Here is a 12,158-nt window from a genome sequence, read left to right on the forward strand (position 1 = left end):
TATTACCTCCGTGTCTAACTTATTTAATTATTACCGAAAACTTTTAAACTTATTCATAACGAATTCTCTACTTAATTTAAGATCTACTAGAGTTTCAGGGTAATCCTTTCCTATTTCAATATCATAATTTTCTTTCAGTTTATCTTTATTTTTTGAAGGATTATGAATATAGTTACTTGAAACATCTTTAAATAGTTCTAGTTGAGACTTAATAAAATAACCTTTGGCATCAAAACGTTCACTTTGGCGTATCGGATTAAACATTCTGAAATATGGTGCTGCATCTGTGCCTGTAGATGCAGACCATTGCCATCCATGCACATTGGACGCATTGTCATAATCGATAAGGTATTGTCTAAAGTATTCTTCTCCCCAAGTCCAATCAATAAATAAATTCTTTGTTAAAAATTGGGAAACAACCATTCTTAAACGGTTATGCATATACCCAGTATGGTTAAGCTTTTGCATTGCTGCATCTATAATTGGAAATCCTGTTTTTCCTGTTTTCCATGCTTCAAAATTCTGCTTGTTATATGACCATTGCATATTACGATATTTTTCAGTAAATGCCTTAGTTGCAGTTTCTGGATATTGTGTCATTAAAATATAATAAAATTCTCTAAACATCACTTCTCTAATATATGACTCATAGTTAGCTTCATCATTTTCATAATCCTCAAGCAAATCATTAATAATTTCATGAATATCAAGCAAACCATATGCCAAATATTTACCTAACCCACTGACATAATCTTGTGAAACATCATCTGTCATTTTTTTATAATTTGAAATATCTTCACTTAAAAAGGCTTCCCAAGCTTTACGTGCTTGTTGTTCTATATCCTCTGATGAATGTAGGGATATTCCGCTATGATTTGAACCTTTTTCAGCATATTGACTTAATTTTTTATATTGGTAATGCTTACTTGGAGTAAGTACTAAATTTCTTCTATTGGCTTTATAAAAACTTGTAAATACTTTATAAGGTTGTTGTTGCTTATTTACAGTCAGTGACGGTTGGAAATAATGGTTTACGCGTTGTCCAATAACTTCTATACTACGCTTTTGAAAAGCTAATTTGAGATGAGGATAATCATATTTTATATTATGATAGCTCATGATATCTTTACCAATCAAAACATGTGTTAACCCTAATTGATCAGCTAGTTTTCCTAAACTTTTGTAAGAGACTACATAAGGATAAATATTATGTTTATACAAAGTTTTAACGAAACCACTTACTACTTTATTATAATATTGTTGCTTTGACTCCCCTGCATCTGATAGATCTTCTAAAGGTAAAATGAGATATAATTTTTCAATTTCTTCTTGATTGTTTACTACATAATCAAATAACGGATTATCTTTGGTTCTAAACACCCGGTTAAGAATTACTCCTAAATGCATATTTTGTCCCCTAATCTTCTGGATTTAAAGTGATATTTTACTTTTTATTGGTTTGTTAGTTACTATGAAACTGTCTTGCTATTTTTTTATTAGCATTATAAATTTAATTATCTTACATGAAATATTTTCTTTGCATAATACTTCTATATTTATACCCTACTTTCCTTGTATGTAAATATAAAGGCTTTATAACATTATTCACTCAAATTCAGGGTATAATTCAAAAGAGGTGAATTTAATATGAATAAAGATAAAGTACTTTCTAAAATAGAAAATATATTGAATCAATCAAGAATTGGTGTCTTATCAACCGCACATAACAACGTTCCTAATAGTAGATATATGGTTTTTTATAATGATGATCTTACACTTTATACTAAAACTAGTATAGACTCTAACAAAGTTGCTGAATTCAAAGATAATCCCAAAGCACATATATTGCTGGGATATGATGATACAGAAAATCGTAGCTTTCTTGAAATTGAAGCAAATGTTGAAATCATTAAAGATAAAGAAACAATAGATTGGCTATGGGAAAAACAAGATAAAACTTTTTTTGATTCTAAAGAAGACCCTGATTTATGTATAATCAAAGTCACACCTAAATCTATTAAGATTATGAATGATGATAGTATAGATACGCCACAAACGATTACGATTGATTAATGTAACTAACAAACAAGCGTTTAATTTTCTTATCTAATGAAGGAAATTAAACGCTTGTTATGTTAAATACCATTTTTTATATCTGCTAATATTTCTTCAACTGTTATTTTAGCACTTGTTAATACGATGGGAACGCCTGCTCCTGGATGAACACTTGCTCCAGCAAAATATAAATTTTTATAATCTCTACTTACATTAGGTGGTCTATAGTAGTTACTTTGAGCTAATGTAGGCATTAATCCAAAGGCTGCTCCGAATTTTGCATTATAATCACCTTCAAAATCTTCAGGTGTATAAATGATTTCAGTGACAACCTGCTCTTTCAAATTTTTTAAAGCTTTAATTGTTGAAAGCTTTTTATAAATAATATTCTTCACATGTGTGATTGTTGTCTCATTGGACCAATCCACATCACCCGTTTTTAATTCTGACACAGGCATAAGTACATAAACACCTGTCTGACCTTCTGGCGCTAACGACTTATCTTCCACGCTTGGTGCATAGACATATATGGAAGGATCTTCAGATATTTCCCCAGTAAAGATTTCGTTAATGTTATTATCAAAATCCTTTGAAAATATAACATTATGTAATAAAATTTCTTCAGATAAATCTTTATCTACACCCAGATACATCAAAAAGGCAGAACAAGAATAGTCCATATTATCAACTTTTTGTTTTGTATATTTTTTAGGCTGTTGTTCATCTTTAATTAAAGATGAGGCTGCATATGGGAAGTCTGCAGTACATAATATTTTGTCATACTTCTCAATACGGCCATTTATTTTCAGACCTTCAGCACGCTTAAAACGTGTATCAATGATAATCTCTTCAACACTCGCATCTGTATAAATTTGAGTGCCTAGTTCCTCATTTAATGTTTGAAGCGCATTGACGAAGCTATACATACCACCTTTAATAAAATGTACGCCAAACATTAATTCAATCATTGGTATAATAGAATATAGTGAAGGACTTCGTTTGGGGTCAATGCCTATATACAATGTTTGGAACGCTAATATTTTTTGAATTTTCTCATTATCAACATATTTTTCAATTAAGTTATCTGCTTTATCAAATGTTTTTAATTTCATACCTTGATATAAAGTAAAAGGATTATAAAAATCAGTAGGTTTTCTAAACGTTCGCTCTAAAAAATGTTTGCGTGCAATTTCATATCTTTCGTATATATCAGTTAAAAATGACATAAAACCATGTGTGGAGTTAGGCTCAATAGCTTCAAGCATATCTCTTAATTGCGCAAGATCTGTAGGCACACGAATTTGGTCAGACTCACTAAAGTACACATCATATATGTGAGATAATTGTTTAATCTCCAAGTAATTATTCATATTCTTTTGTGCGTAATTAAAAACATCACGATAGACTTCAGGCATCATTACTATTGTTGGACCCATATCAAATGTAAACCCGTCTTGTTTAATTTGATTCATTCTACCACCTATCTGCTTATTCTTTTCATAAATATCTACTTGATGTCCATTTGCTGACAACCTTGAAGCTGCAGCTAAACCCGAAACACCACCACCAATGACTGCAATCTTCATAATGTTTCACTCCTATTATATTTCGTAATGATTTCGCGATAAATTTTCAGTTTTCTAAGTTTACTTACATATACTTTTTTATACAGTGTATAGCCCGACTTTCTCACTTCTTCAAGAATTTCAAGATAGGCATATGCCGCTAATTCAACAATATAACGCACTTCTTCATCAAAGTATTCAACTCCATTTAATGCTACATTGTATAGTTGAATTGCCTCATTAGCATAGTTTTCCCATAAGTCTATATAATTTTGGGTAACCCCATCATTATATACAGCTTGTAAGTCTATCTTATATTCAGCTAGCTTTTCTTGGCTGAGATAAACTCTACCATTTTGAAAATCTTCGCCCACATCTCTTAAAATATTAGTTATTTGTAGTGCTTTACCTAAAGCGATGCCAGTAACTTCAGCTTGGTCAGTATTGTCTTCGCTTTGGGATGCTAATATAGGTGTTAATAATTCACCAACAGTTCCTGCAACACCATAGCAATAATCATATAAAACAGCGTCTGTTTGTACCGTTTTTAAATTAAGATCTTCTTTTACATATTGAATCAACTTACGTAATGGTTTGTGCGGAATTGCGTATGTATTCAAAGTGTTATTAAATGCATTCATAATGGCTGCGTCACTTTGATAGTTTTGAGCATGATTACCATAAATAGCATCTAAATCACTGGCTATTTTTTCTAATTGTCCAAGATCATTATATTTATCTATACTATCATCGATAATTCGACAAACTGCGTAGATAGCCCATACTGCTTTTTTCTTTTTAAGCTCTAAAAAGTCAAAGACATATGAGAATGTTTTTGAATGGATCTTCATAATATTGTGGCAGTGTTTATAATCTTTCTCTAATTGATTCATTAATTGGCCTCCTCGAAAACACCCTGACATTGTCTTTATATTCATGTGAATCGTAATCTATAAATCTATATTTCGGCCTTTCCAATGCACGCGTTTAAACACATTGATATCTAACCACGATTTAAAAAATATCCCAATAAAGCAGATAAATAGCCATGGGTGGCAAATACTTGCAATGAAATTAAAATCGCCCGTTCTTCGAATAAATTTGTGGAATTGCAGCGCATAAATAAAATAAATAGTAACTGCTAAAATTAAATATAAGATACCTAGTTTGAGTGAAAATAGAATACTCAAGGTAGATATACTAGATCCTAATAACCATAAAACAATTAAACTAAGTGTGGCTCTTTTGGTCGCTTTAGAACCAAGTGCAAAGTGTTTACTCCAACCTTCTAGTAGCGCTCTAAAGCCCTGAGGATACATCCTAAAATTTACCACGCCTTGCCCTTCACATAAATCAACAGGTAAATCATGATTATGATATACATTGCTTAAGGCAAAACCTTCAATCACTTTATCTTTAGCATTTAAATGGCCATGTGTCAGTTCATAATCTCGCTTGTTCGTTAAAATTAATGGACCGAATGCACTTTGCCTCTCATTTAATGACCTATTTATTGAAAATTTGTTCATTCCTACAACCGTCATTAAATTAAATATAGCAGAACAATTTTCATATAAATGTTTTATCTTATGGAAAGGCTGTATAGAAAGTAAACCTTTATTTCCTTGTAAGCTATATTGATACAATATACGCCATATACTATCATCACTTGTAAATTGCACATCAGCGTCAATAAACATCAATAAATCGTTTGTTGCATACTGACTTCCTTCCCAGCATGCATGTGATTTCCCTTTCCATGTCATATCGTTATTAACAGTATGTACTTTTGCGTCGTAATGTTTTGCAATTGCCGGTGTGTTGTCTGTTGAATCATCATCCATGACTATTACTTCTATTTGTGAGTCTTTAGCAATACTGTTAAGTAATTTAGGTAAATTTTTCGCTTCATTTCTAGCAGGAATAATAATACTGACGTCTTTCTTATTTTCACTCCTTTTTCGACTAATCGTAGCTCGACGCATGTACATATACTTTCCACTTATCATGGAAAATAAAGTAAATGCTATAGCTATTATATATGGTATCATCTGATATCAACTACTTTCTTCTGCGATAATAGCTTCTGCTACTTGCATTCCACTTAAAGTGACCATTGGCATGCCAGCCCCAGGATTTACAGAGCCACCTACAAAATATAAATTTTTGTAATATTGACTTTTTTTAGGGAATTTAAATCCTTTATTCTTTTTTTTACTCGACACTACGCCATAAATAGCCCCTTTATTAGAATTATATGTGTTTTCTATGTCATGTGGTGTCCATACATCCTCATATACGATGTGCTGTCTCAAATCCTTTAATCCCATATTTTCTAATTTATCCAATATACATTCTCGGAATTGAAGGTACGCCTCTTCGCTAAATGGCTGTCCTTGAATATAAGGTATATGTGGCAGGATTTTTATATTTTCATGCCCCTCAGGCGCTTGTGAGTCATCTGTTTTATTTGTATTGACCACATAAATTGTAGGATCTTGAGGTAAGACATATTGATGAAAGACTTCTTTATAATTTTTTTTAGAATTATTAGAGAAGAAAAAATTATGATGACTAAGTTCTGGATAGATTTTATCAACACCTAGATGCATTACGTAACCTGAACTAGCTGGTTCAAACTTGCGCTCTAATTTATTTATTTTATTTTCATCAAAATTCAATAAATTTCTATAAACAGGAATTACTTCCATATTAGATATAATATAATCTGCATATATATCTTTATTATTTGCTAATGTTATCCCAATAACTTCATTTTCACTATTATAATTTATACGTTTCACACATGCGTCAAAATGGATATCTACGCCTAATTCTCTCGCTAATTTCTCCATAGCCTCAGCTAATTTATGAATCCCTCCATCTACATACCATAATCCTTCATCATGTTGCATTTGAGGCAGCAAACTCAATACAGCCGGTGCGTCATAAGAGGATGAACCTACATACTTGATAAAATATCCTAGCATTTTTCTTAAATATGGATTGTTTACTCTTTTATCAATTGCTTGTTGCATGGTATGGAAGTAATCATATTTTTTTAATGCTGAAAATGGCCCATGATAACGAATGATTTCAGACATTGTGTCTAAGCCTTTATCAAAATAACTACTTTCAGCAGCTTTATGTATCTGTTGCGCATATTTAAAGAATGTAGTGAGTTGCTTTATATCTTTATCTGTTACTACACTATTATTTATCAAAGTATCTTGCATAGACTCATATAAATCTACAATTTCACCATCAGGATAGACATTTCTTATCTGCAAATCTAATTTACGTATATGCACATAATCTTCTAGCCTTTTACCACATTTCTGGAATAATCTTTGAAATATTTTAGGCATAGTTAAGATAGAAGGGCCAAGATCAAAACCAAAATCTTCTACCTCTAATCTATTCACTTTTCCACCAATGTGATTGTTTTGTTCATACAAATTCACATTATAACCTGCTTGAGCCATGCGGATTGCACTGGCAATGCCGCCTAGCCCCCCTCCAATGACAACTACTTGCTTCTTTCTCATCTAATCACCTTTTCTTTTTAGCATTTTCGAATATATACGTACTAATTTAGGTCGATTATAGCGTTGCACAATTATACACGGTACATTAGCTATAATGACATAGATTAGATTAATAATTTTAATGCTTCTTGACGAATTTAAAAAAGCGATAACAGGCAATATTGAAAACAAATGGACAAGCTCCGCACGTCTCGTTTCTAATATAAACTGACTTACTTCATGCATATTACTTGATGTATCAAAAGCAGCTTTACTAATAATATTTGAATTAATACGTTGACCATCTGGTAATTGATTTTTCCAATATTGAACTTTAACCAATTTTTGCCATAATTGACCTTCTTTTTCAAAATTCCAACTTCTAAAGTATATATTATCTTTTTTTAAACATTTATGGCTAATCCGCGTACCAAGCTGTGCAATAATCATTTGAACTATAAACCAGTAAAGTCCATAATATATTATCTTTTTCATTGATTCATTTCCCGTTTTTTTCTGTATAGCTTGGATTCTCTTTATTCAATAACCAGTTCCCTACAGTTAAATACGTTGCGAACGCACTCCAAAGCATGTATGGCACCAATATTATTCCAGCAATTTTCTTCGTGTTGAAAAATTTTACTGTTGTAGTTATTACCGCCCCAAGTAACACAAAACTCTCTATCAAAGCACTAAATCTTAACTTGTATTTAAAATACAATATCGACCATAAATAGTTTAGACCTAATTGCGTATAATATATAACTTTTAAATTCTTGTTATTTGATTTATTAGTAACGATTGCATAAGCTACACCCATTGTTGTATAAAGTATTGGCCACACAATAGGAAATATATAGCCTGGCGGTGAAAAAGGTGGTTTTATATTCTTCTTATAGTCTTTGCGCGCGTTTTTAACTGCAAATTTTCCTATAAGTTTCCCACCTATAATCGGCATTTTAACTTTTATAATTGATTTTACTATATCATTAGCTTTCAATTGTTAACCCCTCTTTTATATATATGAATTTAATTACATCTATCTGCTATAATTCAGCATTCGACATATTATTATTTTTAGCTAGATATTTTTTTAATCCATATATTTTTAATACAATCACACCTACAATAACGACTGGTAAGATGAATTTTTTCATGTTAAACCCTCCCTTTTCAGTACTTTTTTTAGTTTTCAACTTCAATTTGAAAAGATTCATCACACTTTTATGAATTTTAGCTTGCGTATACTTGTAAAACCACCAAGGTAGCGTCGGTTCATATTCCTGTAATGCTATAATACATTCATCACTATAAGGTAACCTTCTAAACTCTAATCTCGCGTTACCACCATTTGAATCTAAAGCAAAATCTCCGCCGACAATACGATATAAAATACTCTCTTCATTAGATGCAACCCTGTCTTTTCTTAATAAAAGTAATTTCTTATTTAAAAATGGTACGGTTATTGTAAAATTCTCCTCATCGAAATTACTATTAATAACATTTAGTGTAATTTCATTTAAGAAACTAGCATATAATTCTACCAATTGACTCATGGTCATATCTATAGGCAAGGTTACTCTTGAAATTGCTCGAACATCTTTGATAGCACTCTTGCTTGTTTTTTTACTTTTCTTTTGTGTAACAGCTTCTTCCTCTAAAGCGTTACGTACACTTTCTTTATAATCAATTTTGCCAATAGAAATATCTTCCACAATATTTTTATTATCTCTAATCATATCATGTATTAAGCTGTCCATTAACGGATATACCATTTCTTTCGGCACACCAGAAATTAGTTTCACCCAATATTTACTTAACCAAATTGGAATAATCGGTAAATCCAGCGTAGGTAAGCTTTTGTCTAACACCTGTGCCGTTTGATTGAACAAGTCTTTATATGTCATATGACTTGGTCCGCCGATATCAATCGATTCATTCTCTTGTGGATCACGCTCTACAATTTTATACAAACCATTAATGACATCATCAATAGCGACTGGCAACGTCGTATTATATGCCCATTTAGGTAGAAGTAAACCAGGTAAACGTTCTACCAATTTTTTAAGTATTGGATAAGAACTTCCCTTAGCACCTATAATTAGTCCCGCTCTCAATGTAGTTACTGGCACACCATATGCTCCTAAAATACGTTCACACTCTAAACGGCTTCTTAAATGTGGAGATAATTCATTCGTATTAGGAATTAATCCACTCATAAATACGATATGTTTAACTTTATTAAAACTTGATGCTTTAGCAAAATTATCTGCTAATATTGCATCCATATCTTCAAAACTTGCTTGTGTTAACCTAGCCGAAGGCATCATCGAATGAACGAGATATATAGCAATATCTACATTTTTCATTACTTCTGTTATCTCATTTAAATCAAATAAATCTGCAGATTTCCACGTAACATTTTGTTCATTAGATTTATTTTCTATATTTCTAGAAACAGCAATAATTTCATAATTTTCTTTTAATTTATTCATTAAATGGCTACCTATATATCCTGAAGCACCCGTTAATAGAATTTTTTTCATAAATTTAGCCTCCAATTTTAAAAAGATGAGCAGGCACATGCTTACCTCAGCTCATCTTTTACATAATAAGCTAAATTGCTCATTACAATTAAATTAATTTAATATAAGTATGGCAAGAGCCCTATGTCTCTTAATAAAATTATACCCAATTTTATTGATAAATTAACTTAAATTTAAAATAAAACTGATTTTACTATTAATTTATTAACATAATCGATGATTATCAGAAGTACAAAATAGACTCCTTTATGCATAAGGAGTCTATTAATCGTTTCAAAATGAAATGTTGTTTTAATAAAGAACGATTTTTCTAACTAGAATTTTAATTATAGACATAAATTTACACTCTTTGTAATTCTAGGCTAGTTATTTTATGAATTAATCATGAAAATGTAGATTAGTATTTTTATAAAATAATTAACTCATAATCAATATTTAAAACAAGCTGAACTCTATTTTTTTTTGTTAGTGTTAACTGAACAAGCAAAGTATCAACTAATGAGATGATATAAAAAATACGATTATTATAAGAATCATTATCATATTTTATGATTAAAAAGCATTTTGTTAAAGAAAGACCTTACTATTAACTATCTTATTTTTCATTCATTTTATTACTTTAAATAAACTGTAATTCATAAATGTTCTTATCTTCGTAGTTATTGAATTCATCTATATGCCCTTTTAAAAATATTTCTTGTTTTTTTCTACTCACATTATGATAATAGGATAACTTAATATTCATATTGGATTCGTAACCGTTATTTTTTATAGTATCTTCTAATTCATCAAATACTGTCTTATTTATAGGTAACATATAACCTTCTTTACTAGGTAACATATTAACATACTTTTTTTGAATAACTTTATCTTCACCTAATAAAACTTCAATGGTGATTTTTTTTGCTGCACCGCCTCCTAAATTATATAATTTCAAATAATCTTCATTTTCTTCCACATTGGAAGTGGTGTTTTTTAAAATTAATTTTTGGTCTTTATCTCTAATTAATAAAATCTGATTAAATCCTAATGCAGGAATAAAACTTATTTTCATTTGGTAAAGTTGAACTGATACTGATACAAAATAAAATAACGCCATAATAAATGTTCCAAGCGATCCTATCGCTGATATAATATTAATCATATTTAGCTCCTTTTCTTTTTTAGGAAATAGTAGTAGGAAATTAAACATAGCATAAAACAATTTATATTCAACAATCTACGAATATAAATTTCATATTAACTATATAAAAACGAGCATTGGATACCAATTTTTTAGTATTGGATAAGAACTTCCCTTAGCACTTATAATTAGTCCAGCTCTCAACGTAGTTACTGGCACACCATATGCTCCTAAAATGTCTTTACACTCTAAGCGACTTCTTAAACATGGTGGTAATTCATTCGTATTTGGAATTAGGTCACTCATAAATATGATATGTTTAACTTTATTAAAACCTTGATGCTTTAGCAAAATTATCTGCTAATATTTCATCTATATCTTCAAAACTTGCTTGTGTTAACTTAGATGAAGGTATGATCGAATGAACAAGATATATAGCGATATCTACGTTTTTCATTACTTCTGTTATCTCATTTAAATCAAATAAATCTGAAGATTTCCATGTAACATTTTGTTCATTAGACTTATTTTCTATATATGCTGAAGCACCTGTTAATAGAATTTTTTCGTAAATTTAGCCTCCAATTTTAAAACGAGCAGGTACATGCTTGCCTCAGCTCATCTTTTTCATAATAAGCTAAATTGCTCATTACAATTAAATTAATTTGATATAAGTGTGGCAAGAGTTCCACGTCTCTTAATAAATAATACCCAATTTTATTGATAAATGAACTTAAATTTAAAATTAAATTGATGAGTATCAGAAGTACGATTCACATAAAAAGGTACGACAAGTTTATGAGCTTGTCGCACCTTTTTAATTACAATTAGTTACTAACAAACGACTCCAAAAGCCTTTTTCAGTTGTGTTTATTCACCCTTTTTTCTTCCTGATGTTGATTAATATTTACAGCGTCTGTAGTATATGATGCTTCTTACACATCCACTTTTTATCTATCATTAGTAGGTGTATCAAAGGAATAATTAAGCAGCCTCTCTTCCTCTAATTGATTTTTGAATCTTTTTTATTACTCTCTAACGCCAAAACTTGCTGATTCTTAAGCAATCTTTAATCTTTCCTGCAACTCTTTTCTATTCTGGATCATATATGCGTTTTAAGAAACAAATGTAATTGAATAGGTTAAAAATTATATATTTTTAAAGTTTCCTTTAAACCAACTGTTAAAATGTATAATAAGGATATTGGATTACCATATGTAAATTTGTTTTTAGCACGACGTTTTTTAGGTGTGTAAGTGTGCCTTTAGATATAAAAATAAAAGTCAACCTAGAAAAAGTAGATTGACTTTTTCTTTTGATGCAGTATCGTCAATGTAAATCT

10 protein-coding genes and 2 pseudogenes are annotated in these 12,158 nt (G+C 30.3%); 1 reads left to right on the plus strand and 11 read right to left on the minus strand.

Going from position 1 to position 12,158, the window contains the following annotated elements:
• Positions 1-30 precede the first annotated feature (30 nt).
• Complete coding sequence (locus tag PYW44_RS11165; RefSeq protein WP_115076053.1) at positions 31-1,407, minus strand: cryptochrome/photolyase family protein; 1,377 nt, start codon at positions 1,405-1,407, stop codon at positions 31-33.
• 240 nt (positions 1,408-1,647) lie between these two features.
• Between PYW44_RS11165 and PYW44_RS11170 the strand changes: the two genes are divergently transcribed.
• Complete coding sequence (locus tag PYW44_RS11170) at positions 1,648-2,073, plus strand: pyridoxamine 5'-phosphate oxidase family protein (RefSeq protein ID WP_021339545.1); 426 nt, start codon at positions 1,648-1,650, stop codon at positions 2,071-2,073.
• Positions 2,074-2,135: 62 nt separating this feature from the next.
• On the opposite strand, the gene PYW44_RS11175 is transcribed toward PYW44_RS11170, so the two are convergent.
• The 10 genes and pseudogenes from PYW44_RS11175 to PYW44_RS11220 form a co-directional block, all read right to left on the minus strand.
• The gene (locus PYW44_RS11175; protein ID WP_021339544.1) at positions 2,136-3,641 is read right to left on the minus strand and encodes a phytoene desaturase family protein; all 1,506 of its coding nucleotides are present in this window, start codon (positions 3,639-3,641) and stop codon (positions 2,136-2,138) included.
• The gene (locus PYW44_RS11180) at positions 3,638-4,513 is read right to left on the minus strand and encodes a phytoene/squalene synthase family protein (protein WP_115076054.1); all 876 of its coding nucleotides are present in this window, start codon (positions 4,511-4,513) and stop codon (positions 3,638-3,640) included. Before PYW44_RS11180 ends, PYW44_RS11175 begins: the two co-directional genes overlap by 4 nt.
• Positions 4,514-4,570: 57 nt before the next feature.
• Positions 4,571-5,605 (minus strand): glycosyltransferase family 2 protein, encoded by a 1,035-nt coding sequence (locus PYW44_RS11185; RefSeq protein WP_257211330.1) that lies wholly within the window; start codon positions 5,603-5,605, stop codon positions 4,571-4,573.
• Positions 5,606-5,677: 72 nt separating this feature from the next.
• Positions 5,678-7,168, minus strand: coding sequence for a phytoene desaturase family protein (locus PYW44_RS11190; RefSeq protein WP_115076056.1), 1,491 nt, complete (start codon positions 7,166-7,168; stop codon positions 5,678-5,680).
• A complete protein-coding gene (locus PYW44_RS11195; protein ID WP_021339540.1) occupies positions 7,169-7,642 on the minus strand; it encodes a glycosyl-4,4'-diaponeurosporenoate acyltransferase CrtO family protein in 474 nt (157 codons plus the stop codon).
• A 4-nt stretch (positions 7,643-7,646) separates the two neighbouring features.
• Positions 7,647-8,147 carry a TspO/MBR family protein gene (locus PYW44_RS11200; RefSeq protein ID WP_021339539.1) on the minus strand — a complete coding sequence of 167 codons (501 nt, stop codon included), beginning with the start codon at positions 8,145-8,147 and terminating at the stop codon, positions 7,647-7,649.
• Positions 8,148-8,193: 46 nt separating this feature from the next.
• Positions 8,194-9,693, minus strand: a complete 1,500-nt coding sequence (locus tag PYW44_RS11205; protein ID WP_021339538.1) for an NAD-dependent epimerase/dehydratase family protein — start codon at positions 9,691-9,693, stop codon at positions 8,194-8,196.
• 619 nt (positions 9,694-10,312) lie between these two features.
• Positions 10,313-10,837, minus strand: coding sequence for a hypothetical protein (locus PYW44_RS11210; RefSeq protein ID WP_021339537.1), 525 nt, complete (start codon positions 10,835-10,837; stop codon positions 10,313-10,315).
• A gap of 129 nt (positions 10,838-10,966) precedes the next feature.
• Positions 10,967-11,390 (minus strand): annotated as a pseudogene (locus tag PYW44_RS11215) (Rossmann-fold NAD(P)-binding domain-containing protein); the annotation flags it as partial.
• 379 nt (positions 11,391-11,769) lie between these two features.
• Positions 11,770-11,885, minus strand: a pseudogene (locus tag PYW44_RS11220) (DUF536 domain-containing protein); the annotation flags it as partial.
• Positions 11,886-12,158: the final 273 nt, after the last annotated feature.

Origin of the sequence: Staphylococcus equorum (genome assembly GCF_029024965.1) — a bacterium.
GTDB classification, from domain to species: Bacteria; Bacillota; Bacilli; order Staphylococcales; family Staphylococcaceae; genus Staphylococcus; species Staphylococcus equorum.

What these genes read in the sequence shown, in the direction of transcription:
- PYW44_RS11195 (WP_021339540.1), bottom strand. Translation starts at nt 7,642, where the DNA reads ATGAAAAAGATAATATATTATGGACTTTACTGGTTTATAGTTCAAATG.
- PYW44_RS11185 (WP_257211330.1), bottom strand. Translation starts at nt 5,605, where the DNA reads ATGCGTCGAGCTACGATTAGTCGAAAAAGGAGTGAAAATAAGAAAGAC.
- PYW44_RS11210 (WP_021339537.1), bottom strand. Translation starts at nt 10,837, where the DNA reads ATGATTAATATTATATCAGCGATAGGATCGCTTGGAACATTTATTATG.
- PYW44_RS11180 (WP_115076054.1), bottom strand. Translation starts at nt 4,513, where the DNA reads ATGAATCAATTAGAGAAAGATTATAAACACTGCCACAATATTATGAAG.
- PYW44_RS11170 (WP_021339545.1), top strand. Translation starts at nt 1,648, where the DNA reads ATGAATAAAGATAAAGTACTTTCTAAAATAGAAAATATATTGAATCAA.
- PYW44_RS11205 (WP_021339538.1), bottom strand. Translation starts at nt 9,693, where the DNA reads ATGAAAAAAATTCTATTAACGGGTGCTTCAGGATATATAGGTAGCCAT.
- PYW44_RS11190 (WP_115076056.1), bottom strand. Translation starts at nt 7,168, where the DNA reads ATGAGAAAGAAGCAAGTAGTTGTCATTGGAGGGGGGCTAGGCGGCATT.
- PYW44_RS11165 (WP_115076053.1), bottom strand. Translation starts at nt 1,407, where the DNA reads ATGCATTTAGGAGTAATTCTTAACCGGGTGTTTAGAACCAAAGATAAT.
- PYW44_RS11175 (WP_021339544.1), bottom strand. Translation starts at nt 3,641, where the DNA reads ATGAAGATTGCAGTCATTGGTGGTGGTGTTTCGGGTTTAGCTGCAGCT.